A 26,564-nucleotide genomic window follows, 5' to 3' on the forward strand; every position below is an offset into this window, starting at 1 on the left:
CGAATTATCCGTTAAATACTGTGTCGAGTGATACGCCGCGCACTTGAGCCACGCTGTATGCATCGCGCAGTTCCAACAGCGCGGCAACGGTGGCTTTCACCAGGTTGTGCGGGTTCGACGAACCTTTGCTCTTCGCAAGCACGTTGCGGATACCGACGCTCTCAAGCACGGCACGCATGGCGCCTCCGGCGATTACGCCGGTACCGGGAGCGGCCGGACGGATCATCACCAGCGAACCGCTGTAACGGGCTTCCTGTTTGTGCGGGATCGTTCCGTGCAGCACGGGAATTTTAACAAGGTTTTTCTTCGCATCTTCAACCCCTTTGGCAATGGCGGAGGTCACTTCGCCGGCTTTGCCGAGGCCGTAGCCTACGACGCCGTTTTCGTTACCTACCACAACGATTGCCGAAAAGCTGAATGTGCGACCACCCTTGGTTACCTTGGTAACGCGCTGGATGCTTACGAGCCGGTCTTTCAGCTCGAGGTCGCTTGTTCTCACCTTTTTTATGTTCGTATTTGACATATCGCTTAGAATTTAAGACCACCCTCTCTGGCGGCGTCCGCTAACATTTTTACTCTACCGTGATACAGGTATCCGTTTCGGTCGAACGATACTTCGGTGATACCCTTCTGTACGCTGCGTTCGGCGGCCAATTTGCCGACCAGGGCAGCAACCTGCACCTTGTTCAGACCGGCCACTTTTTCTGCCACTTCCTTGTCCCGCGACGAGGCCGCTGCCAAAGTAACACCGTTCAGATCGTCGATAAGCTGTACCGAGATATGCCTGTTGCTTCTGAACACAGACATCCGAGGCTTCTGTGCCGTTCCGCTGACAATCTTGCGAATGCGCAGTTTGATGCGCGCTCTTCTTTCTACCTTATTCAATGACATAATTGTACGATTTTACTATTTAGCATTAGCAGATTTACCAGCCTTGCGACGGAGCTGCTCACCCACGAACTTAATACCTTTCCCTTTGTACGGTTCCGGTTTACGCAACGAGCGGATCTTCGCAGCCACCTGTCCGATGAGCTGTTTGTCGGCGCTTTTCAGCGTCACGATCGGGTTGCCTTTCTTCTCGGTAACGGCTTCCACCTTGACTTCGGGCGGGAGCATCACATAAATATCGTGCGAGTATCCGAGACTCAGTTCGAGAATCTGTCCTTTGGCTTCGGCTTTGAAACCGACGCCGACGAGTTCCTGCTTGATTTCGTATCCTTTCGAAACCCCCACAACCATGTTGTGGATCAACGCACGGTACAGACCGTGCATCGAGCGGTGACGGGGCTGATCGGTCGGACGGGTCACGTGCAACACGTTTCCTTCCACCTTCACGGTAATATCCGGATCAACCTGCTGGCTGAGTTGCCCCAGAGGTCCTTTCACACTCACCACGTTATCGGCGCCAACGGTAACCGTCACACCGGCGGGCAGGTCTACAGGTAATTTTCCAATTCTTGACATTTCTTCTTAATTCATTTGGTTTTCAAAAGTCCTTCCTCCGCGGGTTCGGGCCTCGCGGCATACGGACGACAAACTATCGCGTTTACCTCTTTTACAGATTAATAAACGTAGCACAGTACTTCACCGCCCACATTTTCCTGACGGGCTTTCTTGTCGGTCATAATGCCTTTGGAAGTCGATACGATAGCTATTCCCAGGCCGTTCAACACACGGGGCATCTCTGCTGCGCTGGCGTAACGGCGCAAACCCGGACGGCTTACCCGCTTAAGGCCTTTGATCGCATTCACCTTGGTTTCCGGATGGTACTTCAAGGCAATTTTGATAACAGCGTGACCCTTCGCATCCTCCTCGAACTTGTAGGCCAGGATATAGCCTTGTTCGAACAGGATCTTCGTGATCGCCTGTTTCATTTTTGAACCGGGAGCTTCAACCACCTTGTGGTTGGCTTTCACCGCGTTTCTGACTCGCGTCAGAAAATCCGAAATTGGATCTGTCATGTTATTAAAATTAGTTATTGTGTAAAAATTACAATTTACAGATTAAAAATCAGGCGCTAAAGGTACGAAAAAAATTCGTAATTCATCACCTAATTTTTAACCCGTAATCGTAAAATATCTACCAGCTCGCTTTCTTCACGCCGGGAATCAGCCCCTGGGAAGCCATTTCGCGGAACTGGATACGGCTGATGCCGAACATCCGCATGTATCCTTTCGGGCGGCCGGTCAGTTTGCAACGGTTGTGCAGGCGGATCGGGTTCGAATTGCGCGGCAGCTTGGCCAGACCTTCGTAATCCCCGGCTTCTTTCAGCGCAGCCCGTTTGGCAGCGTAACGCTCTACCAGTTTGAGGCGTTTCACCTCGCGGGCTTTCATTGATTCTTTTGCCATATTGCTTAGTTCTTTTTAATGTTCTTAAACGGAAGGCCGAACTGTTTAAGCAGCGCATAAGCCTCTTCGTCGGTAGCGGCGGACGTCACGAACGTGATCTCCATGCCAGAATCTTCGTGATCTTATCGATGTCGATTTCCGGAAAGATGATCTGTTCGGTGATTCCGAGCGTATAGTTGCCCTGACCGTCGAATTTGTCGTTAATCCCCTTGAAGTCGCGGATACGCGGCAGCGCCACGGCAACCAGCCTTTCGAGGAATTCGTACATCTTGTTGTGACGCAGCGTCACGCGGGCGCCAATGGTCATCCCCTTACGGAGTTTGAAGTTCGAAATATCCTTTTTGGACTTAGTCGTAACCGCCTTCTGACCGGTGATTTTGCTCAATTCGTCGAGAGCCGTTTCGATAATCTTCTTATCGGCGACGGCCTGGCCGAGGCCCTGGTTGATCACGATCTTCTCGAGCACGGGAACCTGCATTACGCTGCTGTAACCAAATTCCTTTACAAGCGCAGGCACCACCTGCTCCTTGTACATTTTCTTTAGTGTAGGAACGTAAGTCATTATTTAATCTCCTCCCCTGACTTTTTAGCGTAACGTACTAATTTACCTTCTGCGTCGGCTTTGCGCCCGACACGGGTCGCTTTGCCGCTTTTCGGGTCGATCGGCTGCAGGTTCGAAATATGGATCGGAGCCTCCTGCTTTACGATACCGCCCTGGGGATTCTTGGCGTTGGGTTTGGTGTGCTTGCTGATCATGTTCACACCTTCAACGATCGCGCGCTCGTCGTCGACAAGGATCTGAAGCACTTTTCCCTGCTGACCCTTGCTCTCGCCTGCGTTGACGATCACCGTGTCCCCTTTCTTAATATGCAATTTTACTGACATCTTGAAATCTTTTAAAAATTACAATACTTCGGGAGCAAGTGAAATGATCTTCATGTAAGAATCACGCAATTCGCGGGCAACCGGCCCGAAGATACGGGTTCCGCGCATTTCTCCCTGGTTATTCAGAAGCACCACGGCATTGTCGTCGAAACGGATGTAGGATCCGTTGGCGCGTCTGATCTCCTTCTTGGTTCTGACTACGACCGCTTTCGATACCGTACCTTTCTTCACGTCTCCGGAAGGGGTAGCGCTCTTGACGGTCACCACAATTTTATCGCCGATGGACGCGTAACGTTTTCCCGTTCCGCCCAGCACACGGATACAAAGGACTTCCTTCGCTCCGCTGTTATCAGCTACCGTTAGTCTGCTTTCCTGTTGTATCATGACTATTTAGCTCTTTCTATGATTTCTACTAATCTCCAACGCTTCGTCTTGCTGAGAGGTCTTGTTTCGGCAATCCGCACGGTGTCGCCGGGGTTGCAGGTGTTGGTTTCATCGTGAGCGACGAATTTCGACGTCTTGTTCACGAACTTACCGTAGATCGGATGTTTCTCCTTTCTCTTTATGGCAACCGTAACGGATTTATCCATCTTATTGCTGACAACCACCCCGATTCTTTCCTTTCTGAGATTTCTTTCCATGGGTAATTAACTTTTTACGTTTTGCTTTTCGGCAAGGATCGTCATCATGCGGGCAATATCCCTGCGTGCCTTTTTCAATGTGGTCGGGTTCTCTACCGGAGAAACCGAGTGGTTGAGCTTCTGGCGGAGCAGGTTCGCTTTTTCCGCATCGATTCTCTCCTCGATTTCAGCCACGGTAAGTTCTCTTATTTCAGAAGTTTTCATCTCTAAATCGAATTTTCAGTGTAATCTCTTCTTACTACAAATTTAGTGGTGATCGGAAGTTTCTGGGCGCCCAGACGGAGCGCCTCCTGCGCAACTTCCATCGGAACACCTTCCGCTTCGAACAGGATACGGCCCGGAGTAACCGGAGCGACGAATCCTTCGGGAGAACCTTTACCTTTACCCATACGTACCTCGGCAGGCTTCTTCGTGATGGGTTTATCGGGGAATATACGGATCCAGATCTGACCTTCACGTTTCATGCAGCGCACGATGGCCTGACGTGCGGCTTCTATCTGGCGACCGGTTATCCAAGTAGATTCCATAGCCTTGATGCCGAACGAGCCGAACGCAAGCTGAGCTCCGCGCTGTGCGTTGCCCTTCATGCGGCCCTTCTGCATTCTTCTGAATTTGGTTCTTTTTGGCTGTAACATGCTATTATCGCTTTAAGAAGTCCTACTTATTATTTTTTCTTTTTTTGTTATCGCGTCCGCCGCGCGGCTTGTCGCCGCGGTAACCGCCGCCCTGCTGGTTGCCGGCCGATGCCTGCGCATTGACTCCCGAGATCTGGAACAGGTCGCGCTTGTCATATACTTCACCGTTGCAGATCCACACCTTGATCCCCAGAAGACCCACTTTGGTCAGGGCTTCGGAGAGCGCGTAATCTACGTCGGCACGGAACGTGTGCAGCGGAATACGGCCTTCCTTATAGGTTTCGTTACGGGCCATTTCGGCTCCGCCCACGCGACCCGAGATCTGAATCTTGATCCCTTCGGCGCCCATACGCATCGTCGATGCGATGGCGGTTTTGATCGCCCGGCGGTACGAAATACGGCCTTCCAGTTGACGTGCGATGTTGTTACCGACGATCACGGCGTCGATTTCCGGACGTTTGACCTCGAAGATATTGATCTGGATCTCCTTGCCGGTCAACTTACGAAGTTCTTCTTTCAGCTTGTCGACCTCCTGGCCGCCCTTGCCGATAATAATGCCGGGGCGTGCCGTAGAAATCGTAACGGTTACGAGCTTCAGCGTACGTTCGATGATGATTTTCGAGATGCTTGCCTTAGCCAGACGGGCATTCAGATACTTGCGGATCTTAGCATCCTCGACGAGCTTGCTGGAAAAATCCTTCCCGCCGTACCAGTTGGAATCCCAACCGCGGATGATACCAAGTCGGTTTGCTATCGGATTAACTTTCTGTCCCATCTGCTTTAACTTTTTTATCTGCTTTAACTACCATTTTATCGACTACGACCGTAACGTGGTTCGAACGCTTCCGGATACGGTGTGCGCGGCCCTGAGGAGCCGGCTGGATCCGTTTGAGCATCTTGCCGCCGTCCACGAAAATCTCTTTCACGCACAACGTATTGTCTTCCAAACGCTGTCCTTCGTTTTTCTGTTCCCAGTTGGCGATCGCCGAACGCAACAGTTTTTCCAATCTGATCGAAGCTGCCTTCTTGCTGTAACGAAGGGTACCCAACGCTTTATTGATCTCCATGCCGCGGATCATGTCGGCGACGATGCGCATCTTCAGCGGCGAGGTCGGGCAGTCGCGGAGTACGGCAATCGCCGTCTGCTTCTTTTCGGCCTTCAATTTTTCGGCTCTTATGCTTTTTCTTGCACCCATTTTTACCTACTATTTTTTCTTATTACCTGAATGACCACGGAAGTTGCGAGTCGGAGCGAATTCGCCCAGCTTGTGTCCTACCATGTTCTCTGTTACATATACAGGAATAAACTTATTCCCGTTGTGCACGGCGATGGTCTGTCCGACGAAATCGGGCGAAATCATGCTTGCACGCGACCACGTCTTGATGACAGACTTCTTGCCTCCCTCGTTCTGAGCGATGACTCTCGCTTCCAGTTTGGGCTCGATGTATGGTCCTTTTTTTAATGATCGGCTCATTATGCTACTATTTTTAAATTATTTTTTCCTTCTGGATACGATGAACTTAGACGTAGTCTTCTTAGGATCGCGCGTCTTGTAACCCTTGGCGAGAAGACCTTTGCGTGAACGCGGGTGTCCTCCCGAAGAACGGCCTTCGCCACCACCCATCGGGTGATCGACCGGGTTCATGGATACACCGCGGTTGCGCGGACGGCGTCCGAGCCAACGTTTGCGGCCGGCTTTACCGTGCGATTCGAGGCTGTGGTCGGGATTCGACACGACGCCGATCGTTGCGCGGCAGGTTACGAGCACCATACGGGTTTCACCCGAAGGAAGCTTAATAATAGCGAATTTACCTTCACGAGCCAGAAGCTGTGCGTAGGTACCGGCACTACGAGCCATCACGGCTCCCTGTCCGGGGTAGAGTTCAATGTTGTGGATCACCGTACCCAGCGGAATATCCGCGAGGAACAGCGTGTTGCCCACTTCGGGGGCCACGCCGGCTCCGGTCGATACGGTCTGTCCCACCTGCAGTCCGTTCGGGGCGAGCATATAACGTTTTTCGCCGTCGGGATAGCAGAGCAGAGCGATGCGAGCGGAACGGTTCGGATCATATTCGATGGTCTTCACCTGGGCGCTCATGTTATCTTTGTCACGTTTGAAATCGACAATACGATACATCCGTTTGTGACCGCCTCCGATATAACGGACGGTCATTTTACCGCTGTTGTTGCGGCCGCCGGAACTTTTCAGAGGGCTGAGTAATGATTTTTCCGGTGTAGACGAAGTAATATCGTCAAAGGTACCGATCACTTTGTGGCGGGTACCCGGGGTCATGGGTTTAAACTTTCTTACTGCCATCTCTCTTAGATATTACTGTAAAAATCAATCTTGTCTCCGTCTTTCAGGGTGACGATCGCCTTCTTGAAATTGTTGGCGCGTCCGACCAAAAGTCCGTGCTTGGTGTAGCGGCTTTTGAGCTTGCCCATGTAATTCAGAGTATTTACATCCATAACAACCACATTGTACATCGCCTCGACGGCATCCTTGATCTGCAGTTTGTTAGCCCTCGGATCTACGATAAAACCGTAACGGTTCAGCTTTTCGCCCTGAGCCGCCATTCTCTCGGTTAAAATTGGCTTAATTAATATATCCATTGTGTCATGCTAATTTTTAGGACGGACGGTAGCCTATAATCCGAACATTTGATTAATTACATTCACGGAACCTTCGGCCAATACGATGTTGCCGGCGTTCATCACGTCGTACGTATTGATGTTCGACGCCAAAACCACCTTTACGTTCTGCAGGTTACGGGCCGACAGCGCTACGTTCGCATTGGATTCGGGAAGAACCAGCAGAATCTTCTTGCCTTCGAGGTTCAGGTTCTTGGTAATGCCGATAAACTCTTTGGTCTTCGGAACTTCCATCGCGAAATCCTCCACGACCGTCAGGGCTTCGCCTTTGACCTTATAGGCAAGGGCACTTTTACGGGCGAGCTGTTTGAGTTTCTTGTTCAGCTTGAAGCTGTAATCGCGCGGAACCGGGCCGAATACGCGGCCGCCGCCTACGAACAGCGGAGACAGGATGCTGCCGGCGCGTGCGCCGCCGGTACCTTTCTGTTTCTTCAGTTTACGGGTCGAGCCGGCCACTTCGTTACGCTGTTTCGACTTGTGGGTTCCCTGACGCTGATTGGCCAGATACTGCTTGACATCGAGGTAGATCGCGTGGTTGTTGGGCTCAATACCGAAAATCTCATCTTTCAGGACGGCCTTTTTGCCGGTATCTTTCCCTGAAACGTTATAGATAGCTATTTCCATGTTAGTCTTCGATTAATAAGTACGAACCTTTTGCACCCGGAATCGAACCCTTCACCAGAAGCAGGTTGTTTTCGGGAAGTTTCTTAACGATACGCAGGTTGAGCACCGTAACGCGCTCTCCGCCGGTACGGCCCGGAAGGCGTTTGCCTTTGAACACGCGCGACGGATACGAAGAGGCACCCAGCGAACCCGGCTTGCGCTGACGGTTGTGCTGGCCGTGCGTCTGTCCGCCGACACCGGCGAACCCGTGACGTTTCACAACGCCCTGGAAGCCCTTGCCTTTGGAGATGCCCGTAACGTCCACCCAGTCGTTCTCTTCGAAAATATCCACGGTGATCACGTCGCCGAGGTTCAATTCGTTTTCGAAGCTGGTGAATTCGACCAGTTTCCGTTTCGGAGTGGTGTTGGCCTTTTTGAAATGGCCCAGTAAACTGTTGCTGGTGTGTTTTTCGGTCGTTTCGTCATAGGCAATCTGGACTGCCGAGTAACCATCTTTCTCGGGGGTCTTCAATTGCGTAACTACACAGGGACCAGCTTCGATTACGGTGCACGGTATGTTTTTACCGTCGGCACCGAACACGGAAGTCATTCCGATCTTTTTTCCAATTAGTCCTGACATTTTTGTCTGTTAATTAGTATTGGAGGCGAAGTCCACTTGCAAGGCCCCGGCAGCCCGTACGAAACAGGCCGCCGTCCTTACAAGCCTTCCGCCTTTTGTTAAAAACGTTTGTTATTCAACTTGGGTACTGCGATCAGACTTTGATTTCCACCTCTACGCCGCTGGGCAGCTCGAGTTTCATCAGCGCATCGATCGTCTTCGGAGTCGAACTGTAGATATCGAGGATCCGTTTGAAAGTGCACAACTGGAACTGCTCGCGCGCTTTCTTATTGACGAAAGTCGAACGGTTTACGGTGAAAATCTTCTTCTGCGTAGGCAGCGGAATCGGGCCGCTTACGACCGCCCCCGTACCTTTCACAGTCTTTACGATCTTTTCCGACGATTTATCGACGAGGTTATGATCGTATGATTTCAATTTAATTCTTATTTTCTGGCTCATAATTCTGATAAATCTACGGATTATTCCTTTTTACCATTTGTTTTTTCGATAATCTCCTTGGCAAGGTTCGCAGGAACCTCTTCGAAATGAGAGAACTCCATCGAAGAAGTAGCGCGTCCCGACGAGATCGTACGCAGCACCGTAACGTAGCCGAACATCTCCGACAACGGCACCTTGGCATCCACCACGCGGGCGTTGCCGCGCGATTCCATGCCGGCGATCTGTCCGCGGCGTTTGTTCAGGTCGCCGATAATGTCGCCCATGTTTTCTTCGGGAGTCACCACTTCGACCTTCATGATCGGTTCGAGGATTACCGGAGAAGCTTTACGGGCAGCCTCGCGGAAACCGTTGCGGGCACAAATTTCAAAAGAGAGCGCATCGGAATCGACCGGGTGGAACGAACCGTCGATCAGCGTGATCTTCATGCTGTCGAGCGCGAAGCCTGCCAACGGGCCGTTGGACATGGCCGATTCGAACCCTTTCTGGATCGACGGGATGTATTCCTTCGGAATATTACCGCCCTTCACGACATCGACGAATTCGAGTCCCATCTTGCCTTCTTCGGCAGGGCCGATTTCGAAGATGATGTCGGCGAACTTACCGCGACCGCCGGTCTGCTTCTTGAACACTTCGCGGTGCTGAACTTTCGATTTCAGCGACTCCTTGTAGTTCACCTGCGGAGCGCCCTGGCTGATTTCGACGCCAAACTCACGCTTCAAACGGTCCACGATGATCTCCAAGTGGAGTTCGCCCATCCCGCTGATGACGGTCTGTCCGCTATCTTCGTCGGTCTTCACCGTAAAGGTCGGGTCTTCCTCGGACAGTTTGCCGAGCGCGATACCGAGCTTATCGAGGTCTTTCTGCGTTTTCGGTTCGATAGCCAGACCGATCACCGGTTCGGGGAAAGTCATCGATTCGAGCACGATCGGATGCTGTTCGTCGCACAACGTATCGCCGGTGCGGATATCCTTGAAACCGACCGCGGCGCAGATATCGCCGGCTCCGATCACTTCCATCGGATTCTGCTTATTGGCATGCATCTGGTAGATACGGCTGATACGTTCCTTTTTCGAAGAACGGCTGTTGTGCACGTAAGAACCGGCTTCCATCTTTCCGGAATAAACGCGGACGAATGCCAGACGGCCCACGAACGGGTCGGTAGCGATTTTGAACGCCAGACCGCAGAACGGATCGGATTCAACCGGTTTGCGACTGGTTTCCTCTCCGGTGCGCGGATCGGTGCCGATAACGGCTTCGATATCCACCGGCGACGGCAGGAATGCCATCACGTAGTCGAGCAGCAATTGCACCCCTTTATTTTTAAAGGACGAACCGCAGAGCATCGGCACGACCGTCATCGAGATCGTAGCCTTGCGGATCGCGGCGATCAACTCGTCAGACGTGATCGAATCGGGATCCTCGAAGAACTTCTCCATCAAGGCGTCGTCTACCGACGCGACCTCTTCGATCAGCTTGGCGCGCCATTCGGCGGCTTCGGCCTCATGTTTTCGGGAATCTCCTCGTAAGTATAGTTTACCAGATCGGCCTTTTTCGAATCGTCGTAAATAATAGCCCTATTATATATAAGGTCTATCAAACCGGCGAATTTGTCTTCGGCCCCGATCGGCAGAACGACCGGCAACGCATTGGCTCCGAGACGCTCCTTGACCTGAGCGCAAACGTTCAGGAAATCGGCGCCGGTACGGTCCATTTTATTTACGTAACCGATACGCGGCACGCGGTACTTGTCGGCCTGACGCCATACGGTTTCGGACTGGGGTTCCACGCCGCCCACGGCGCAGAACGTGGCCACCGCACCGTCCAGCACGCGCAGCGAACGTTCCACCTCGGCGGTGAAGTCCACGTGACCCGGGGTGTCGATGATATTGATCTGATAGGTCTTATCTTTGTACTGCCAAAAAGCGGTCGTCGCAGCAGAAGTGATGGTAATACCACGTTCCTGCTCCTGAACCATCCAGTCCATCGTAGCGGCACCTTCGTGCACCTCGCCGATTTTATGGGTTTTTCCCGTGTAGAAAAGGATACGTTCCGAAGTAGTCGTTTTACCGGCATCGATGTGAGCCATGATCCCGATATTTCTCGTATATGTTAAATCCCTTGCCATATAATTACCCTCGCTTCACAAATTAAAATCTGAAATGGGCAAAAGCCTTGTTGGCTTCGGCCATTCTGTGCATCTCTTCTTTCCGCTTGAAGGCAGCGCCTTCTTCGTTGTACGCAGCTTGAATTTCAGCAGCCATTTTTTCCGCCATCGATCGACCTGCGCGTTTTTTAGAGTAAAGGATAAGGTTCCGCATTGCTATTGAAACTTTACGCTCGGGTCTCACTTCCGTCGGTACCTGGAAGGTTGCTCCGCCCACGCGACGCGACTTCACCTCCACCTGGGGAGTGATGTTCTCGAGGGCTTTTTTCCAGATATCAAGGGGAGCCTTGTCCGCATCCTTCATCTTCTCACCCACGATCTCTATGGCATCATAGAAAATCGTATAGGCAATACTCTTCTTACCATCCAGCATAAGGTTGTTTACAAACCTTGTCACAAGTCCGTCTCCGAATTTGGGATCTGGAAGTAGAATTCGCTTTTTAGGCTTCGCTTTTCTCATTGTTTAAAAAGTCTTTGTGTTTGATTTAATGGTTACTTTTTCTTTGCGGGCGCTGCTGCTCCTGCTTTCGGCCTTTTGGCCCCGTACTTCGAACGGCGTTGCTTGCGACCGTCCACGCCTGCGGCGTCCATCGCTCCGCGCACCAAGTGATAACGAACACCCGGCAGGTCTTTCACACGGCCACCGCGAACGAGCACGATCGAGTGCTCCTGCAGGTTGTGACCTTCGCCCGGGATGTAGGCATTCACCTCTTTCCCGTTGGTCAATCTCACACGGGCTACTTTTCGCATAGCCGAGTTCGGCTTCTTGGGAGTGGTCGTGTAAACACGAACACATACGCCACGACGTTGCGGACATGCATCCAACGCGGGAGCTTTACTTTTAAAGCTCGGCGTCAACCTTCCCTTACGTACTAACTGTTGAATAGTTGGCATTTTACTTACTTTTTCCTTTACTTTGTTTGGTTAAAAATCTGTTCCATTCACACAAAACGGAGTGCAAAGATACCAATAATTTTCGAAACCGCAATATTTATCGATCTTTTTTCACTGATAATCCGTGTTTTTCAGGCTTTTTCATGCCGTTCAACACATTAGTGACTATCATTTATTTTTATGATTTCAACAACATAATAAACAAAATAAATACACAAACACGCAAACAACTGTTCAACAAAACATTAATACATTACAAATCACCTCTAAATATTTCTGAAACTTATTTTTTGTAATCTGCCGTTTTGTCGTAATTTTGCTCGGTATCAACCGGGAAATCATGGTGTCCGGCCGGCTCGAATCGAACCGGCCGGATACCCCGGCGGAGAAACGTTTAAATTTGAAATCCGTGGGAACAACCGCTATTTTCCGCCTGGAAGCGCGATGCGACGATCCGGCCGGCGAACGAATGAATCTGCACCTGAGCCTCGCTTCTTACGACTCCGAAGAGCGTCAAATCGCCGTCGAGCATACGGACGCGAGCCCGATCCGCAAAGAAACGACCTACAGCGTCCAAACTTCCGATCCGGCGGCGTCCGTCGCAGCATCCGTCTATGCCGTGCCGACGGCCGACCCGCCGTCCGACATCGTCGCCGACACTCCTCCGTTCAAACTATCGTTCCGCATCCTGCGCGGACAGGAGGTAATCGACGCGCAGCAAATACAGGTCAACCGCTGGGGAGGCACGCAGCGAATCGGAATGATTTACAAATAACCGTCGTCCGCCGAAACGCCGGAGAAAACCCGTCGGAATATTTTCGGAATATGGATCGCCGCCCTACCAAACGGGCGGCCCGGTATGTTTTTTCGATGATTCTGCCGCATACGGATTCAGCCGATGCCGGGCGACTTCGACTGAGAACAAGGATCGCGCGACGGGCCGGTTCTGCGCAAACGGCCCGGCCGCTAAAACGACGCGACGATTTCCAGCGTAAACTTGTCGTGCAACAATTTGTTGACGGCGAAATCGGACGGCCGCTCTTTCAGAAGGTATTTTTCGTAATTCAGCCGCACCTCGGAACGCACCAGTTTTGTCGAGAATCCGAGGTTGATCCCGGCCGTAATCCGGTTCGCATCGAAAAGCTCGCGCCGTCGGGTATCGCTATTCAGGTAATCGACCCCGTTGCCGAGATCCCAGCGCACGACCGGCAACAGGTAGCGGGCAAACGACCTTTCGGGCAGATCGAACCGATAGAACCCCTGCACGAGAGCCACGGCCATCACCTCCGACGAACTACCGGTTCCGAGATAGCGACGCGCGTACTCCCCCTCGATCCGGAACTTTCCGCGGACATAACGCAATTCGAAACCGGCCATCCGCATCTTTTGCTCGAAATTTTCCGTTACGTTTTCGCCATCGCGTTCTACAACCCGCGTATGCTGCGGAGCGTAACCGTCGTAATAAGCAACCGCCCCCTGCAGTCCCTCGCTGCCGCCGAGCTCCGCGCGACCGATCACGTTCACGTGTTTCCCCCACACGGGATTGTTGATTCCCGAACCGTTGAAAACGCCGGCGAGCAATTTCAGCGGCAGTTTCGATGCGAAACGGTATGAGAAAAACGCGCCCAGATCGCGCGAACCGAGCGTCCGGACGTAGTCGACGGTTTTCCCGCCGGATAGTTCGCTGCCGTAATAACTCGTCAAGTATTTCGACAGGAAAGAACGGTTCGCGAACAGATTCGTGGACGGCCCCCGATCCATATCGGTGCTGAAATGGTACTGCTGCTGCCCGAGTTCGGCCGTAAAACCTCCGGACTGGTAACCGGCATAAGCATCCAGCAACGATATTTTCCCTTCGTTACCGAAATCCATCTGAAGGCGGTAATTCATTTTCGGCGAAACGTTCCCCCGAACGCCCAGCCGGGCGTTGCGTACGCTGAACCGGTACTCCCCGCCGTTCAGATCGACCTCCATCTTCGCTTTGATCGTTCCGTCCAGTTTCGGCACGTACGAAACCGGCTCCGCCTTTTTCCCGGCCGCAACCGTGTCCGACTGAGCAAAGGCGACGCCTGAAGACAGCACAAAAAGCGAAATCAACACAAACTTCATTTTCATTTATCATTCTTTTTAACGGCCCGGCAGACGGTCGAATCCCGCAACGGCCACAATCCGGCACAAAAATACCATTAAATCGGAAAACGGAAACTTTCGCCCGCGCGCAATTCTGATCTTAACAAAAAATTAATTCGTCTGTTTTTAAAATATAATAATTATATTTGCAGATATTCAATTCATTCAGACCGTCATGATCACGAAAACAGCGCTCGAAAACATCGTCTCCAAACAACGTAAAATGCTCGCGAACGTTTCGCCCGGACATCCGCGCGAAATCGAGGAGTCCATTCCCTACCTAACCGACCGTATGCTGCTGATCGGGGGCGTGCGCGGATGCGGATGCAGCGCGTTGCTGCACCGGATGCTGAACAACGACTATCCCGAAGCGTGGTACACCGACTTCGACGACCCGCGGCTCGGAGGTTTCGACGCGGGCGATTTCACGAAGCTCGATCGGCTGCTGGAAGAGTCGGGCAAAGGCATCGCCCTGTTCAACCGGATCGACCTGGCGGCCGGATGGATCGAATTCTGCGACCGAAAAATCCGCCAGGGGATCAAGATTGTCTCCACCGTTTCGCTGGAAACCCTCCTGCGGCTCGCAAAAGCCGAGCGTCCGGACGGGACAGGCGCCGTCCCGGATATTTTCTCGCTCCGCCGACTCGACCTCTTTTCGTACAACGAATTTCTCAGCTTCACGCATAAACCGGCCGGCGAACAGGCCGTCAACGAATTTCTGTCGCGGGGAGCTTTTCCCGGACTCATCAAAACGGGACACACCGAAGCGCTCCATCAACTCTACACGGAAATCCTCTGCAAGGACGCCGTCATCGCGGGAGGCATCCGCGACCGGAACACCCTGCAACGGATGGCATTGCACCTAATCACCAACACCGGAGAACCCGTCACCGCCAACAAACTGCGCGAAAAACTGAAAATAAAGGCCGTGAGCACGGCCGCAGAGCACATGCAATGCATCGAAACGGCCGGACTCGTACGCTTCGTTTCGATCCTCAGCGACAACCCGGCGCGCCAGGCGGTCAATCCGCGCAAGGTCTATGCGGTCGACACGGCGCTGGCCGCAGCCGTATCGACCGCCGAGACCGTCGACCGGAACAAACTGTTCGAAACGATGCTATTCAACCACCTGTGCCGGGAGAGCCGGTCGGTATGCTATACGAACGAACAGGGCGGATGCGATTTTATCGCGTCCGATGCGGAAGGGGGCGTCCGCTGCATCCAGGCCTGCTACGACGACGACCCCGACCTGATGCAGACCAAAACCGACGGATTGCTATGGGCGCTACGGCAAACCGGGGCGAGCCGAGGCACGATCGTTACGGCCGACCGGAACGACCGCATCGATGCCGAAAATTTCGAAATCGAGGTAATCGACGCCGACACTTTCCTCGGCGGATACTGACGCCGGCAGATGCAAACGCAGCCTTCTAGTCTTTGATTTTTTTGAAACGGCCGATCACGTCGATGTCGGTCAGTTCTTTGGACAACATCAAGATCGTCTCTTCGGGCACCCGCCGCAGGTCGAGCAGCATCAGGGCGTCGAGCGAGTCGCAGAACTCGTGATCCGTATTGAATCCGAGCACACTGCTGTTCAGTTGCAAGTATTTGCGAATCAACACAGGGATCGAAAACGCATTCCGCTCGATATCGCAGATTATCTTATTGATCAGTTCGATCGGACGCACCTCCGCGATCAGCGACTCGTCGATCCGAGCCGGAACGACGATTCCCGTCCGGGGCCTGATGTAAGAGGCCTTCTTCCGATCCAAGTAGAAACGACTGACATACGCGGCGATAATCAGCTTGGACGTATGCTGGAAACCTCCCGAAACGGTCACCGGCCCCATCAGATAGCGATACTGTTCATTCTGTAGCAGAACGTGGAGAATCCCCTTCCATAACAGCATCAGCGACGCCGGTTTCCGCTGGTATTCGCGCGCGATGAACGAACGACCGAGCTCGATGGTGCGGCTCATCACCTCTCCCATCGGGGGCGACATCCGGAAAAGCGTATGGGTATAGAAACCTTTCAATCCGTAGTTCCGCATGATCTCGTCGCCCAATCCCAAACGGTAGGCTCCGACCAGCCGCAGCGCCTCGTTGTCCCAGATGAACAACTGCCGGTAATAGCGGTCGAAACGGTCGGTATCGATCTCGTTCTTGGTGCCTTCGCCGATCTCGCGGAACGTCCGTTCGCGCAACGTGGCGATCATCAGCATCATGTTCGGGATTTGCTGCGGCGGAGCGCAATAAACCTCATAACCGCCCGAAACGAACAGCCGATAATGTCCCCGCAGGCTTTCCAACTCGCTGCAAAGCAATTTCACGTCGACGTCACCGCGAACCTCATCGGGCACCTTCCGCGCCGCACGGCGCTCGGCCCGGCGGGGACGCCGTCTACCGGACGGCTTCAGGTACTCGACCGAAGCGCGCAGGTAACTGTTATAAGCCGTTTTGGAAAGATCCTCGGTCTTTTTGGGCAGGATCGGCGAAGCGATGCGCAACGGCACCGAACAGCCCGCTTTGTTGACCAACTCGCGCGGTAGCAACAACGTCCGCAGCATCGGATGCACCTTCCCGGCCAGCCGGAACGTCCGGCTGTTGGAAGCTTCGATATAAACGGGAACGACCGGCACCTGCGCCTTCCGGATAAACTTTAGCACCGACTCGGGCCACGGCCGGTCCTTAACGTCCCGGAACCCGCGCTGCCAAGTCGCCACTTCGCCGGCCGGGAAGATCACCAGCAGTCCGCCGCCGGAGAGATGCTGCAACGACTCGCGGATTCCGGACACGTTACCGCCGGACTTCGCGTCGAACGGATCGACGTCGATAAAGAACCGTTTCAGGGGGCCGATCCGGCTCAGCAGGAAATTCCCCATGAACTTCACGTCGGGACGCGCTTTCGAAAGCAGGTCGATCAGGATCATCCCGTCCAGCGCACCGGTCGGATGGTTCGCGATCACGATCGCCGGACCCGACGCCGGAATATTCTTGAGATCGGACGGAGCGACGTCGTACGAGACGCCCAGATTATACAACAACCCTTCTGGATAAGGCCCCTCGTAGGAAAATGCGCTTTCGTACAGTCGATTGATTTTCTTCAGGGCGGCCACCTTCATAATCAGACGGGCTTGCAGGCGGGCGATCCATCCCCTCCGTCCAAAATAGAGGTCACTGGGCTGTATAAGTTCCATAATCGGGCGATAAAATAGCTCTGCCGGCTCCGGAATTTTTTCACAAAAAGTTCCGGCCGTTTTACAAATGTAGAATAAATTTTGATACTTTTAATTTTCGAAACCACAAATTAACCGCATGGCCGACTCGAAACGCATTGCCGAACTGAAAGAAAAAGTAGCCCTGCTGCCGGAATCCCCGGGCATTTATCAATTCCTCGGGGCCGACGGCCGCGTGATTTACGTAGGCAAGGCGAAAAACCTCAAACGCCGCGTCTATTCCTATTTTACGTCGAAAGCCAACGAGAGCGCCAAAGTGCGCGTGATGGTCTCGCGGATCGCCGACCTGAGGCACACGGTCGTGGCAACCGAGAACGAGGCTTTCCTGCTCGAAAACAGCATGATCAAAAGTCTTCAGCCGCGGTACAATATCCTGCTGAAGGACGACAAGACCTATCCGTGGATCGTGATCCGCAACGAACCGTTTCCGCGCGTACAGTCCACCCGGCGGCGCGAGCGCGACGGTTCTCGCTATTTCGGGCCGTACGCTTCGGTCTATATCCAGAAAACGGTGCTCGACCTGGTGCGCAGCATCCACAGCCTGCGCACGTGTTCGCTGAATCTCTCCCCGGAAGCGATCGCCAAAGGCAAATACAGCGTCTGCCTGGAATACCACATCGGCAACTGTAAGGGACCTTGCGTCGGTCTGCAAAGCGAAACCGAATACCGCGAAGGGATCGAACTGGTAACGTCGCTGCTGCGCGGCGACACCCGGGAGACGACCGAATACCTGCGCGCGAAAATGGTCGGCGCGGCAGCCGAAATGCGGTTCGAAGAGGCCGCCGTCTATAAAAAACGGATCGAAGCCCTCGCCGCCTATCAGAGCAAATCGGTAGTCGTCAGCAACACGCTGACCAACCTGGACGTCTTCTCGCTGGTCGTCGACGACGATGCGGCCTACTGCAATTTCATGCGGATCGCCGACGGAGCCGTCGTCAATTCGTTCACGGTCGAACTGAAACCGGGGCTGGAAGACCGGCCGCAGGACATCCTGACCTACGCGATCAGCCGGATCGCCGAACAACTGCCGGGCGGACGGTTGTCGCGCGAAGCGATCGTCCCGCTGCTGCCGGCGCAGGAACTATTCGAAGGAGTAACGTTCACCGTGCCGCAGCGCGGCGACAAGCTGCATCTACTGGAACTCTCGGAGCGCAACAGCCGCCTGTACCGGCTCGAAAAACTCAAGCAGATCGAAATCAAAGATCCCGAACGGCACACGAACCGCATCCTGGCCGCCCTGCAAAAAGAGCTCCACCTGAGCGTCCCGCCGCGGCACATCGAATGCTTCGACAACTCGAACCTACAGGGAACCAATCCGGTGGCTTCGTGCGTCGTATTCCGCGACGCAAAACCGGCGCGCAAGGAGTACCGCCATTTCAACATCAAGACCGTCGTTGGAGCCAACGACTTCGCCTCGATGGAAGAGGTGATCGGACGCCGTTACCGCAGGTTGCTCGACGAAGACGCCGAACTGCCGCAACTGATCGTCGTGGACGGAGGCAAGGGGCAGCTCCGCTTCGCCTACGAAACCCTGCTGCGGCTCGGGATCGCCGACCGGGTCGCCATCGTCGGACTGGCCAAACGGATCGAAGAGGTCTATTTCCCGCACGACTCCACCCCTTACTATCTCGACCGCAACAGCGAAGCGTTGAAAGTGCTGATGCACATACGCGACGAAGCGCACCGTTTCGGCATCACCTTCCACCGCAAGAAGCGTTCGCTCGCCTTTATCAAAAGCGAACTGGAAAGCATCCCGACCCTCGGCAACCGTTCGGTAGAGAAACTGCTGCAACGCTTCCACACGCTGTCCCGAATCCGGACGGCTTCCGAAACCGAACTATCGGAACTGATCGGTCGGCAACGCGCCGCCGAAGTGATCCGCTATTTCCGGGAAGCGCCGGCGGACGGCACGAAAGAGGGGAAATAACCGGCGTACGAACGGGCCTGAAAATTTGTGAATCCGGGAAAAAAAAGACACCTTTGCAAAGTCGGTCCAAGAAAACGGCCGGAAACGGGCGCACCATGCATATCAGCGTTCCATACGCGGTTCCCGACCCACTGTGAACGGAAAGGCACGATTTTTTCACGAAACCTCAACTGTACCTAAAACCGAATCATCCATGAAAAGCGTCATCGGAATGGGCAATGCCCTGACAGACATCCTGATCAACCTGAAAAACGACGAAATACTCGATACCTTCAAGTTACCGCGGGGCAGCATGAACCTGGTCGACAGCGAACTGCAACGACAGGTCGACGCATCGGTCGCCGACGCGCCCCACACGCTTTCGCTCGGCGGATCGGCTTCGAATACGATCCGCGCACTGGCCCGGATGGGCGCTTCGACAGGCTACATCGGCAAAGTCGGACGCGACGAAACGGGCGACTTTTTCGAACGGACGCTGAACGAACTACAAATCGCCCCGACCGTTTTCCGCGGCGACGAACCGTCGGGACGCTGCGTATCGTTGGTCTCCCCCGACGGCGAACGCACGATGTGCACCTACCTCGGCGCAGCGCTCGAAATGCGCCATACCGAACTCACGCCCGAAATTTTCGACGGTTACGAATACTTCTACATCGAAGGCTACCTGGTGCAGGATCACGAATTGATCTCGAACGCCGTACGCATCGCCAAAGAGCGCGGACTGCAAGTCGCCCTCGATCTGGCGAGTTTCAACATCGTCGAAGAAAACCTCGGCTTCCTGCACGACCTGGTCGACCGACACGTCGATATCCTGTTTGCGAACGAGCAGGAAGCGGCCGCTTTCACAGGAGAAAAAAACCCGCTGGAAGCGCTCGACAAGATCGCCCGTAAATGCTCGATCGCAGTCGTGAAGGTCGGTACGCGCGGCGCTTACGTCAAACACCGCGGCCGGGTGGATCACATAGGGATCATGGGGAATGCCCGCCGGGTCGACAGCACCGGGGCAGGCGATTTTTACGCCGCCGGATTCCTGTTCGGATTGTGCCGGGGATTGTCGATGGAACAGTGCGGCACGATCGGCTCCATCGCCGCCGGAAAGGTGATCGAAGTCGTCGGAACCACGTTCGATGAAAAAGTATGGGAAGAAATCCGCCGGATGGTCGGCGACGTGGAAACCGGAAACTACATCCTGTAATGCACCCGAATCGTCCAATCCGTTAAACATACCGCGTGGAATGGCTGCTTAATCTGGGATACGTCGGCCTGTTCGCCGGCTCGTTCATCGCCGCGACGGTCGTTCCGTTCAGTTCCGACGTGCTGCTGCTGGGTATGCTGGCCGCAGGCGGAAACGTATGGTTGTGCGTGCTGGTCGCCACGCTCGGCAACTGGCTCGGCGGACTGACTTCGTACTGGCTCGGATGGCTCGGCAAATGGGAATGGATCGAGCGCTACATGGGCGTCAAGCACGAAACCCTCGTCAAACACAAAAGCAAAATAGACCGCTTCGGCTCGCTGCTGGCCCTGTTGACCTGGTTGCCGGTCGTAGGCGACGTATTCGCGATCGCTCTCGGATTTTACAAGGTGGATTTCAAGAAAGCGGCCGTCCTGATGCTGATCGGCAAAGGAGCCCGCTTCGTTTGCTGGGCCCTGCTGTTCATCTGGGGCAAACAATATTTCTGACCGGCCGCCGGCTATCGCTGCGACAGATCCAGCGTCAGGCTGCCGTCCGCATCCGGCATAAGCAGAAACGTATTCGCAGCCTCCTCCTCCCCGACGGTTCCGGCCGTACATTGCGCCCGGTAATCGAGATCGCCGATACGGGCCCGAACGCACTGCGGTTCGATCGCGGTAAAAGGCAACGCCTTCTCCGGGGCCGTCGTCAGCACGAAACGATACTCTTTTCCGGCGTTCTCGGTCAACCGGATACGGATCGCCCGCTCATCGAAAACCATCCGGCACGAACCTCCTGCGAGGATCGGAGTCGTCACGGTCAGTTCGCCGGGCGAGGTCTCCCCGGCCGCCGGCATCCCCACCGGAACCGGCCGCCAACTACCGTCGGCCATCTTTTCCACCAACCGCAGGCCGGCCGTCTCCGTCGTCGAACTCCAATTGAAACCGTCTACCAGAGGCAGGGTCGTATACAGGCACTGCGTCGAAGTGCCCGGCTGCGTCAGGTAAGCCGACGGCAGCCGTTCATCGAAAAGATGGATGTCGCGGAAACGCAGCGTACTATCCTCCCACACGACATTGGCCCGGTAAAAACGGCTGTCGTACCACACCGTTTTGCGGCCGGCCGGCTTGCTGTCCTTCATCGCCACGATGCAGGTCGCCGGAGTCTCCGCGAAACGCTCCTTGAACCATCGTCCCGATTCGGACAACGTCTGTACGGTCAGGGCTCCCGCCCGAGACAGCGAATCCGCCACTGCGACCTGGTATTCCAGTCCGCGCCGCATCCGCGGCCAGGTAAACGAATTCTCCTGTCCGACCTGCGCATACTGGAAAGCCAGGCACGGCCCGTCGGTCAGCATGTCGAAAAACCAATCGATCCAAACCGGGTTGCCGCCCCCTTCGGTATAGGCGGGCTCCAGCGTCTCGACTCCCTGGGCCGGAAGCCCGAGCCCGCTATCGTACTGGTTGATCGGATCGCTGCCGAGCATCCGGAACACCGGGACGCCGATCTGCTCTTGCGGAGTCTGCGCCGGCATGTAGGCATTTTTACGGCTCGGGTAATAAGCCTGGTTCCAGTAACCGCCCCACAGCGTGTAACCGTCCGTTCCCACCTGATCGCGGCAATTGCACGAAGCGACGATCCGGTAACGATCGGCCATGTACTGCAACGTATGCGCGTCGATGAACCACGATCCGACCGCCGTCGGATAGGCCCCGAAAATCTTTTTGAATTCGGCCATGTAGACGTCGACCAATTTTTCGCGCTCTTCGGGAGTATATCCCGTCGAAAAACCTACGTTCGCGTGCCAGTCCCACGGATAGGCCCCGCGCCACGTCATGCCGGCCGCTTCGACGTGAGGTTGGGTGATCTCCCACCAGCCGCCTACTTCGGAACCCTCTTTCAACGCCCTGCGCATCAGTTCCTGATAACGCGGATTGAGCAGCGCGTCGTACTGCAACAAGAAAGTCCCGCGCAAGCGGTGTTTTTCCAGCAGTTCGACCTGCCGGAGCGTTGTCAGGAAAAGATCCTCGTCCGAAATATTCACCGGACGCGGCTCGGTCTGGCGAACGAAATTAATAATATTCACGATGCGGGGCGCCGGTTCTTCCGCCCGCTCCCGGCAGGCGACCAAACACTGGGTCAGACCGAGAACGGCCAGCCCTTCCACGACTCCCCAAACCAAAATCCGTTTTACATTCATATTCTTAAACAGTAACAAATTATGAGTCAGAACGATCCAGCCCGACGTTTTTTCAGCAACCCGTCGACCCGGGCCCCGAACCTGCGGATCTCCTCGGCCGAAGGCGGGCGGAAAGCAGGCCCGCAAGCAGGCAGGCCCAATTTTTCAAGCTTCGAAATCCCGAGCCGGTGATAAGCCACGTACTCCACCTTCACACCATCCAGCCCGTCCAGCAAATCGGCCAGAGCTCCGGCATGAGCGGCGTTATCGTGCAATTCGGGAATAAAAATCGAACGCAGCAGCACGTTCCCGCCCGCCCGGTGCACCGCCCGCAGGTTATCCAGCATCGCCGCGAGCGGCAAACCGGTATATTTTTCATACAGTTCCCCGTCGAGCGACTTGACGTCCCACAACCACAAATCGGTCATCGGCTGCGCCCTGAGAAAATCGGAGAGCCGGCCTTGTCCGGAAGTCTCGATTGCCGTATGGATACCCTCCCGGCGCAATGCTTCCAGCAAAGCGGCGGTAAACCGGAACTGCGCCATCGGTTCGCCGCCGGAGAGGGTGACTCCCCCGCCCGAATGCCGGAAGTAAGAAACGTCGCCACGCACCTCTTCCATCACCTGCCCGACCGTCATATCCCGGCCGACCCGTTCGATGGCCCCGGTCGGACAGGCGTCGGCACAACGCGAACATCCCCCGCACCGCTCGCGTCGAAGCGCCGCATCCCGCAGCGTACGGCGCGCATCGCGGTAAGGACACGCTTCGTCGCATACTCCGCACCCGATACAGCGCGTACGGTGGAACAGCAATTCGTCCGCCGCACGCTGCGATTCGGGATTGTGGCACCAGGCGCAACGCAACGGACACCCTTTCAGAAACACCGTGGTACGTACCCCCGGTCCGTCGTGGGTACAAAAACGTTGTATGTCGAAAACACGCCCCGTCATCCGACCGCCGCTATTTCCCGACCGTCAACCATCGTCCCGACAGTTCGGGCGTAACGTCCAGCATCAATTTCCCGTCGGCTGTTTCGGACGGCACCGTTTTTTTCCCGAGCCGTACGGTCGCTTTTTTCGCCGTCACCGGAACCGGCAGCGCAATCCGCCCCTGTCCCGAAACACAGATCCGGTAAACCGGAGAATCCTCGGCCTCGGGAGCAAAAACCACCTGGCCGAAAGGTTTCTCTCCAAAAACATACTGCACGCCGTCGAGCGTGATCCCCCGGCAGTCGCGGCCGACGAAAGCGATCAGGCGGCCATCGGCGCCGGTACGGAACGCGACCGACATCTTTCCTTCGTAAGAAACCCGATGCCCGTTCACCGCCGCATCGTTCAGTTCGATCCGGTCGGACGGCAGCGGATTCGCGGCCAGCGCTTCGGCATCCTCCTGCTGGTTGCGCGAGAATCCGCCGGGCCAGCTTTCGCGGTGAGTCCGATAATGCTTCACGATTACGGTCGTCGTATTCGGGAACGCCGTGACGAAATAGTCGCTCGTCCGCGACACGACCGACGGATTGTCATTCACCCCGCCGAATTTCCCGCTGGACGGATAAGCCCCGACCGCATACAGGATCTCGAACAGCGTCCGGGTCTCGTAACCGAGACTGGCCGACTGGTCGTCGCGCGGACGAAAACCGAAATAGCTCGCCGATCCTTTCTGCGTCTTCCGGATCGTGCCCACGATCCGCCCGTCGGCCCGAGCGACTACTTCGCACCCCGCTCCCGCTTCGACCGGATAGATCCGGTCGACCAGAAAATCGGTCAAAACGGTTTGTCGCGGCACCGCGGCGAAACTGCCGCAGAAAGCGACCTCTTTGCCGGCAGCGATCTCGCCCATATATTGGTCATGCCGGTAGGTAGCGCCGAACAATTTTTGCCACTGCGCAGCGCAGTTCTCCCCGGCCGTGTTGATCAGGGGCGGAGCGCTGAACCACACCACCCGGCCGCCGCTTTCGACGAACCGTTCCATCATCTCCAGCAGTCCCTTCTCCGGAAGGGGCTCGAAGACGGCCACCAGCGTACCGTATTTCTTGTCGCCCACCTGAATCCGCCCGTCGGGCAGTATTTTCCCCATCTCCAACAGCTTGTCGGCCGTCAGGTAATTGGCATACCCGTACTGGGCCATCCAACTGCCGAAACGCGGCTCGACGGCCACCAGATTCATCGGATAGAGAATCAGTACGTCCACGTCGCGGTGCACATGCCCGGAGATCAGGTCGATCGGCGCCGTTGCCTGCGCGCCGAACGCGCTGTTGATAGCCATCTTCCATTCCCACACCCTGTCGGGCATTCCCCAGGCGGCGGCATAAGCGTTCGGGTACTTGTTGATCACGCCGATCGACGCGGCCATCGCCGCCCCGTAATAATTCCGGTCGCCCCAGCCGCCCTCGGCAAAGTCGTTTCCGGTCGGTTGCAGGTACTCGCTCCATTTGAAATAGTCGTAACAGGCCGCCGAAGCCTGGTGCACCGTGTTTCCCCACACGAAATTGGATGTATATTCGTACTGATTCGGATTCGAAGACTGCTTTTCGGTATTCCACAGGTCGATGGTCGGGCTCTGCGCCCACGAAGCGTGCGCCGCTGTGCGGAGTTCCCGTCCGAACAGTCCCTCGGCATAGCTCTTCGCATCGCAGAACAGATCGACCACGCCGTTATTCAACATTCTGTAATAACGATCGCGCAGCAGGAAAGTCCGGTGGATATCCTCGGGCGACGGCCCCATCACATACTGTACGTTCACCACCGCATTCGCGGTAGGTTCGAAATAGGGCGCCCCGTAAGCGAAATAGAGCATATACCGGTCGTCGAACGGCTGTCCGAATTTTTCGGCATAGGCATCGGCCATGCTTTGCGTAAGGTAGCGTTCGGCAAACTGACCGCCCTCGTGGTGACCGAAATACCCCCAGTCCTGCTGGATATGCATTTCATCGGAATAAAGCGCCGTCAGGTTGACGCCCTTATCCTTATACTTTTTCATCAGCCTTTTCAGGAAAGAGGAAGCGTCCGCGTTGAAATAATCCATCTCCTGGGTTTCGTATTCCAACACCACCATCACCCGGTTATAACCCGGCAACTGCGGCCGGTCGCAGTAAACCCGCAGCAAACGCGTATCCATCGCCGCTCCCGTAACCTCGTCGCCCAGCGTGTCGGTCGCCTCGTACTTCACCTGCTCCACCGGGACGATGTCCGCCGGATCGACCGCCCGGAACGGACTGCCCCCCAGCGGCGTTTCGCGGAACGCGTAAGCCTTGACGCCGGTCAGCTTCACCGGAGACTTTCCCTTATTGTTCGTCCAGGCGAGCTGCTGCCAGACCGGAAGACTGAACTTTCCGGTCTGCGGATCGCGGAACCCAACTTTGTAAGCCACCCAGCGGCCGCCGTGCCCGGTCTGTTTCTTATAAGCCGCCCCCAGTTCGAGCGGACTGAGCAGACTCAGGCAGATCCCCATGTCGTATTTGGCGGCAAAATCGCTGATCACTTTGATCTTATCGACATACTCGTCCATATCGGGAGTCAGTTTCCTTTCGGAACCGGTATCCTTGCGATATTGTCTGAAAAATTCGTCGAATGCCACGATCAGCTCCTTGCAGCCGCGTTTTTTCCCCTCTTCGCAGATTTCGCGCAGACTCTGCACGCGCGGATTGAACCCGAGCGAAATATCGATTTTTTTATCGGGATCCGTCAGGTCGGTCAGTTGCCGGTCGCTGGTCAGAATGACCTCGGTAGATTGCGCCCCTGCCGGAAGCGGACGGAACAGCAAAGCGAGCGAGCAGATACCCAGTATGCCCAAAAAGCGTAAAACGTTTATCATAATTCGAAATTTAGGTCGGACAGGAATAAAGGTTTTATCAAAGATAAGAATTTATTCGCAATACGACAAATCCGACACCATTCATACAATAACAAGGTATAAAAATCGTTCGAAAAGAAATATTTTTATATTGTCGGAATTTTTCTTATTTTTCAAAATAAATCTCCGCTCGAAGCAAAACCGAAACCGACAAAACGCGACACAG

30 protein-coding genes and 2 pseudogenes are annotated in these 26,564 nt (G+C 54.9%); 5 read left to right on the forward strand and 27 right to left on the reverse strand.

Translation table 11 applies throughout. The annotated features are described in order from the left end of the window. Positions 1–4 precede the first annotated feature (4 nt). The 22 genes and pseudogenes from rpsE to rpsL form a co-directional block, all read right to left on the reverse strand. Positions 5–523 (reverse strand): 30S ribosomal protein S5, encoded by a 519-nt coding sequence (gene rpsE / locus DW082_RS08270; protein ID WP_055202307.1) that lies wholly within the window; start codon positions 521–523, stop codon positions 5–7. A 5-nt stretch (positions 524–528) separates the two neighbouring features. Then, on the reverse strand, positions 529–891 hold the full coding sequence (rplR, locus tag DW082_RS08275; protein ID WP_055202309.1) for a 50S ribosomal protein L18: 363 nt from the start codon (positions 889–891) through the stop codon (positions 529–531). Positions 892–906: 15 nt separating this feature from the next. After that, the gene (rplF, locus tag DW082_RS08280) at positions 907–1,464 is read right to left on the reverse strand and encodes a 50S ribosomal protein L6 (RefSeq protein WP_055202311.1); all 558 of its coding nucleotides are present in this window, start codon (positions 1,462–1,464) and stop codon (positions 907–909) included. A gap of 98 nt (positions 1,465–1,562) precedes the next feature. After that, positions 1,563–1,961, reverse strand: a complete 399-nt coding sequence (rpsH, locus tag DW082_RS08285) for a 30S ribosomal protein S8 (RefSeq protein WP_055202313.1) — start codon at positions 1,959–1,961, stop codon at positions 1,563–1,565. Positions 1,962–2,079: 118 nt separating this feature from the next. Next, positions 2,080–2,349 (reverse strand): 30S ribosomal protein S14, encoded by a 270-nt coding sequence (rpsN, locus tag DW082_RS08290; protein ID WP_055202315.1) that lies wholly within the window; start codon positions 2,347–2,349, stop codon positions 2,080–2,082. Between the two features lie 5 nt (positions 2,350–2,354). Beyond that, positions 2,355–2,911 (reverse strand): annotated as a pseudogene (gene rplE, locus DW082_RS08295) (50S ribosomal protein L5). Next, positions 2,911–3,234, reverse strand: coding sequence for a 50S ribosomal protein L24 (rplX, locus tag DW082_RS08300; RefSeq protein WP_055202318.1), 324 nt, complete (start codon positions 3,232–3,234; stop codon positions 2,911–2,913). Before rplX ends, rplE begins: the two are co-directional and overlap by 1 nt. An 18-nt stretch (positions 3,235–3,252) precedes the next feature. Continuing rightward, a complete protein-coding gene (rplN, locus tag DW082_RS08305; protein WP_055202320.1) occupies positions 3,253–3,618 on the reverse strand; it encodes a 50S ribosomal protein L14 in 366 nt (121 codons plus the stop codon). Between the two features lie 2 nt (positions 3,619–3,620). After that, complete coding sequence (gene rpsQ, locus DW082_RS08310; protein ID WP_055202322.1) at positions 3,621–3,875, reverse strand: 30S ribosomal protein S17; 255 nt, start codon at positions 3,873–3,875, stop codon at positions 3,621–3,623. Positions 3,876–3,881: 6 nt separating this feature from the next. Further along, positions 3,882–4,079: a 50S ribosomal protein L29 gene (rpmC, locus tag DW082_RS08315; protein WP_055202324.1), complete on the reverse strand. Its 198-nt coding sequence runs from the start codon at positions 4,077–4,079 to the stop codon at positions 3,882–3,884. A 2-nt stretch (positions 4,080–4,081) separates the two neighbouring features. Beyond that, positions 4,082–4,510: a 50S ribosomal protein L16 gene (gene rplP / locus DW082_RS08320; protein WP_055202326.1), complete on the reverse strand. Its 429-nt coding sequence runs from the start codon at positions 4,508–4,510 to the stop codon at positions 4,082–4,084. Positions 4,511–4,532: 22 nt separating this feature from the next. Then, positions 4,533–5,285 (reverse strand): 30S ribosomal protein S3, encoded by a 753-nt coding sequence (gene rpsC / locus DW082_RS08325; RefSeq protein WP_055202328.1) that lies wholly within the window; start codon positions 5,283–5,285, stop codon positions 4,533–4,535. Further along, a complete protein-coding gene (rplV, locus tag DW082_RS08330; RefSeq protein ID WP_055202330.1) occupies positions 5,269–5,706 on the reverse strand; it encodes a 50S ribosomal protein L22 in 438 nt (145 codons plus the stop codon). The genes rpsC and rplV overlap by 17 nt, the downstream gene beginning before the upstream one ends. A gap of 9 nt (positions 5,707–5,715) precedes the next feature. Then, positions 5,716–5,985, reverse strand: coding sequence for a 30S ribosomal protein S19 (gene rpsS / locus DW082_RS08335; protein ID WP_026089662.1), 270 nt, complete (start codon positions 5,983–5,985; stop codon positions 5,716–5,718). Positions 5,986–6,003: 18 nt separating this feature from the next. After that, positions 6,004–6,828: a 50S ribosomal protein L2 gene (rplB, locus tag DW082_RS08340; RefSeq protein ID WP_055202332.1), complete on the reverse strand. Its 825-nt coding sequence runs from the start codon at positions 6,826–6,828 to the stop codon at positions 6,004–6,006. 5 nt (positions 6,829–6,833) lie between these two features. Continuing rightward, the gene (gene rplW, locus DW082_RS08345) at positions 6,834–7,124 is read right to left on the reverse strand and encodes a 50S ribosomal protein L23 (protein ID WP_055202334.1); all 291 of its coding nucleotides are present in this window, start codon (positions 7,122–7,124) and stop codon (positions 6,834–6,836) included. 33 nt (positions 7,125–7,157) lie between these two features. Then, complete coding sequence (gene rplD, locus DW082_RS08350) at positions 7,158–7,787, reverse strand: 50S ribosomal protein L4 (protein WP_101571503.1); 630 nt, start codon at positions 7,785–7,787, stop codon at positions 7,158–7,160. Position 7,788: 1 nt separating this feature from the next. Beyond that, complete coding sequence (rplC, locus tag DW082_RS08355) at positions 7,789–8,406, reverse strand: 50S ribosomal protein L3 (protein ID WP_101571505.1); 618 nt, start codon at positions 8,404–8,406, stop codon at positions 7,789–7,791. Between the two features lie 133 nt (positions 8,407–8,539). Continuing rightward, entirely contained in the window at positions 8,540–8,845 is a 306-nt protein-coding gene (rpsJ, locus tag DW082_RS08360; protein ID WP_055202340.1) for a 30S ribosomal protein S10, read from the reverse strand. 20 nt (positions 8,846–8,865) lie between these two features. Beyond that, positions 8,866–10,970: pseudogene (gene fusA / locus DW082_RS08365) on the reverse strand (elongation factor G). 22 nt (positions 10,971–10,992) lie between these two features. After that, positions 10,993–11,469, reverse strand: coding sequence for a 30S ribosomal protein S7 (rpsG, locus tag DW082_RS08370; RefSeq protein ID WP_055202344.1), 477 nt, complete (start codon positions 11,467–11,469; stop codon positions 10,993–10,995). Between the two features lie 32 nt (positions 11,470–11,501). Next, positions 11,502–11,903, reverse strand: coding sequence for a 30S ribosomal protein S12 (gene rpsL, locus DW082_RS08375; protein ID WP_055202346.1), 402 nt, complete (start codon positions 11,901–11,903; stop codon positions 11,502–11,504). Positions 11,904–12,312: 409 nt separating this feature from the next. Between rpsL and DW082_RS08380 the strand changes: the two genes are divergently transcribed. Beyond that, entirely contained in the window at positions 12,313–12,678 is a 366-nt protein-coding gene (locus tag DW082_RS08380; protein ID WP_145996510.1) for a hypothetical protein, read from the forward strand. A 191-nt stretch (positions 12,679–12,869) separates the two neighbouring features. Here DW082_RS08380 and DW082_RS08385 read toward each other — a convergent pair whose 3' ends face one another. Then, positions 12,870–14,018 carry a porin gene (locus DW082_RS08385; RefSeq protein ID WP_101571511.1) on the reverse strand — a complete coding sequence of 383 codons (1,149 nt, stop codon included), beginning with the start codon at positions 14,016–14,018 and terminating at the stop codon, positions 12,870–12,872. Positions 14,019–14,208: 190 nt separating this feature from the next. On the opposite strand from DW082_RS08385, the gene DW082_RS08390 reads away from it, so the two are divergent. Next, entirely contained in the window at positions 14,209–15,438 is a 1,230-nt protein-coding gene (locus DW082_RS08390; protein WP_101571513.1) for an ATP-binding protein, read from the forward strand. Positions 15,439–15,463: 25 nt separating this feature from the next. Here the strand turns inward: DW082_RS08390 and DW082_RS08395 are convergent, their stop codons facing one another. After that, the gene (locus tag DW082_RS08395) at positions 15,464–17,230 is read right to left on the reverse strand and encodes a lysophospholipid acyltransferase family protein (protein WP_118458201.1); all 1,767 of its coding nucleotides are present in this window, start codon (positions 17,228–17,230) and stop codon (positions 15,464–15,466) included. 118 nt (positions 17,231–17,348) lie between these two features. On the opposite strand from DW082_RS08395, the gene uvrC reads away from it, so the two are divergent. From uvrC to DW082_RS08410, 3 genes are all read left to right on the forward strand, one after another. Then, positions 17,349–19,196, forward strand: coding sequence for an excinuclease ABC subunit UvrC (uvrC, locus tag DW082_RS08400; RefSeq protein ID WP_118458203.1), 1,848 nt, complete (start codon positions 17,349–17,351; stop codon positions 19,194–19,196). Positions 19,197–19,389: 193 nt separating this feature from the next. After that, entirely contained in the window at positions 19,390–20,391 is a 1,002-nt protein-coding gene (locus DW082_RS08405) for an adenosine kinase (protein ID WP_118458205.1), read from the forward strand. Between the two features lie 35 nt (positions 20,392–20,426). Then, on the forward strand, positions 20,427–20,876 hold the full coding sequence (locus DW082_RS08410) for a YqaA family protein (protein ID WP_055202359.1): 450 nt from the start codon (positions 20,427–20,429) through the stop codon (positions 20,874–20,876). Positions 20,877–20,887: 11 nt separating this feature from the next. Here DW082_RS08410 and DW082_RS08415 read toward each other — a convergent pair whose 3' ends face one another. The 3 genes from DW082_RS08415 to DW082_RS08425 are packed head-to-tail and all read right to left on the reverse strand — an operon-like array spanning position 20,888 to position 26,359. Continuing rightward, complete coding sequence (locus DW082_RS08415) at positions 20,888–22,567, reverse strand: hypothetical protein (RefSeq protein ID WP_118458207.1); 1,680 nt, start codon at positions 22,565–22,567, stop codon at positions 20,888–20,890. A 26-nt stretch (positions 22,568–22,593) separates the two neighbouring features. Further along, entirely contained in the window at positions 22,594–23,496 is a 903-nt protein-coding gene (locus tag DW082_RS08420; protein ID WP_118458209.1) for a glycyl-radical enzyme activating protein, read from the reverse strand. Positions 23,497–23,506: 10 nt separating this feature from the next. Further along, the gene (locus tag DW082_RS08425) at positions 23,507–26,359 is read right to left on the reverse strand and encodes a hypothetical protein (RefSeq protein WP_182424130.1); all 2,853 of its coding nucleotides are present in this window, start codon (positions 26,357–26,359) and stop codon (positions 23,507–23,509) included. Between the last annotated feature and the right edge of the window lie 205 nt (positions 26,360–26,564).

The sequence above is a fragment of the Alistipes sp. AF48-12 genome (assembly GCF_003477565.1).
GTDB lineage: Bacteria > Bacteroidota > Bacteroidia > Bacteroidales > Rikenellaceae > Alistipes_A > Alistipes_A hominis.

What these genes read in the sequence shown, in the direction of transcription:
- rpsE (WP_055202307.1), bottom strand. Translation starts at nt 523, where the DNA reads ATGTCAAATACGAACATAAAAAAGGTGAGAACAAGCGACCTCGAGCTG.
- rplR (WP_055202309.1), bottom strand. Translation starts at nt 891, where the DNA reads ATGTCATTGAATAAGGTAGAAAGAAGAGCGCGCATCAAACTGCGCATT.
- rplF (WP_055202311.1), bottom strand. Translation starts at nt 1,464, where the DNA reads ATGTCAAGAATTGGAAAATTACCTGTAGACCTGCCCGCCGGTGTGACG.
- rpsH (WP_055202313.1), bottom strand. Translation starts at nt 1,961, where the DNA reads ATGACAGATCCAATTTCGGATTTTCTGACGCGAGTCAGAAACGCGGTG.
- rpsN (WP_055202315.1), bottom strand. Translation starts at nt 2,349, where the DNA reads ATGGCAAAAGAATCAATGAAAGCCCGCGAGGTGAAACGCCTCAAACTG.
- rplX (WP_055202318.1), bottom strand. Translation starts at nt 3,234, where the DNA reads ATGTCAGTAAAATTGCATATTAAGAAAGGGGACACGGTGATCGTCAAC.
- rplN (WP_055202320.1), bottom strand. Translation starts at nt 3,618, where the DNA reads ATGATACAACAGGAAAGCAGACTAACGGTAGCTGATAACAGCGGAGCG.
- rpsQ (WP_055202322.1), bottom strand. Translation starts at nt 3,875, where the DNA reads ATGGAAAGAAATCTCAGAAAGGAAAGAATCGGGGTGGTTGTCAGCAAT.
- rpmC (WP_055202324.1), bottom strand. Translation starts at nt 4,079, where the DNA reads ATGAAAACTTCTGAAATAAGAGAACTTACCGTGGCTGAAATCGAGGAG.
- rplP (WP_055202326.1), bottom strand. Translation starts at nt 4,510, where the DNA reads ATGTTACAGCCAAAAAGAACCAAATTCAGAAGAATGCAGAAGGGCCGC.
- rpsC (WP_055202328.1), bottom strand. Translation starts at nt 5,285, where the DNA reads ATGGGACAGAAAGTTAATCCGATAGCAAACCGACTTGGTATCATCCGC.
- rplV (WP_055202330.1), bottom strand. Translation starts at nt 5,706, where the DNA reads ATGGGTGCAAGAAAAAGCATAAGAGCCGAAAAATTGAAGGCCGAAAAG.
- rpsS (WP_026089662.1), bottom strand. Translation starts at nt 5,985, where the DNA reads ATGAGCCGATCATTAAAAAAAGGACCATACATCGAGCCCAAACTGGAA.
- rplB (WP_055202332.1), bottom strand. Translation starts at nt 6,828, where the DNA reads ATGGCAGTAAGAAAGTTTAAACCCATGACCCCGGGTACCCGCCACAAA.
- rplW (WP_055202334.1), bottom strand. Translation starts at nt 7,124, where the DNA reads ATGGATATATTAATTAAGCCAATTTTAACCGAGAGAATGGCGGCTCAG.
- rplD (WP_101571503.1), bottom strand. Translation starts at nt 7,787, where the DNA reads ATGGAAATAGCTATCTATAACGTTTCAGGGAAAGATACCGGCAAAAAG.
- rplC (WP_101571505.1), bottom strand. Translation starts at nt 8,406, where the DNA reads ATGTCAGGACTAATTGGAAAAAAGATCGGAATGACTTCCGTGTTCGGT.
- rpsJ (WP_055202340.1), bottom strand. Translation starts at nt 8,845, where the DNA reads ATGAGCCAGAAAATAAGAATTAAATTGAAATCATACGATCATAACCTC.
- rpsG (WP_055202344.1), bottom strand. Translation starts at nt 11,469, where the DNA reads ATGAGAAAAGCGAAGCCTAAAAAGCGAATTCTACTTCCAGATCCCAAA.
- rpsL (WP_055202346.1), bottom strand. Translation starts at nt 11,903, where the DNA reads ATGCCAACTATTCAACAGTTAGTACGTAAGGGAAGGTTGACGCCGAGC.
- DW082_RS08385 (WP_101571511.1), bottom strand. Translation starts at nt 14,018, where the DNA reads ATGAAAATGAAGTTTGTGTTGATTTCGCTTTTTGTGCTGTCTTCAGGC.
- DW082_RS08390 (WP_101571513.1), top strand. Translation starts at nt 14,209, where the DNA reads ATGATCACGAAAACAGCGCTCGAAAACATCGTCTCCAAACAACGTAAA.
- DW082_RS08395 (WP_118458201.1), bottom strand. Translation starts at nt 17,230, where the DNA reads ATGGAACTTATACAGCCCAGTGACCTCTATTTTGGACGGAGGGGATGG.
- uvrC (WP_118458203.1), top strand. Translation starts at nt 17,349, where the DNA reads ATGGCCGACTCGAAACGCATTGCCGAACTGAAAGAAAAAGTAGCCCTG.
- DW082_RS08405 (WP_118458205.1), top strand. Translation starts at nt 19,390, where the DNA reads ATGAAAAGCGTCATCGGAATGGGCAATGCCCTGACAGACATCCTGATC.
- DW082_RS08415 (WP_118458207.1), bottom strand. Translation starts at nt 22,567, where the DNA reads ATGAATGTAAAACGGATTTTGGTTTGGGGAGTCGTGGAAGGGCTGGCC.
- DW082_RS08420 (WP_118458209.1), bottom strand. Translation starts at nt 23,496, where the DNA reads ATGACGGGGCGTGTTTTCGACATACAACGTTTTTGTACCCACGACGGA.
- DW082_RS08425 (WP_182424130.1), bottom strand. Translation starts at nt 26,359, where the DNA reads ATGATAAACGTTTTACGCTTTTTGGGCATACTGGGTATCTGCTCGCTC.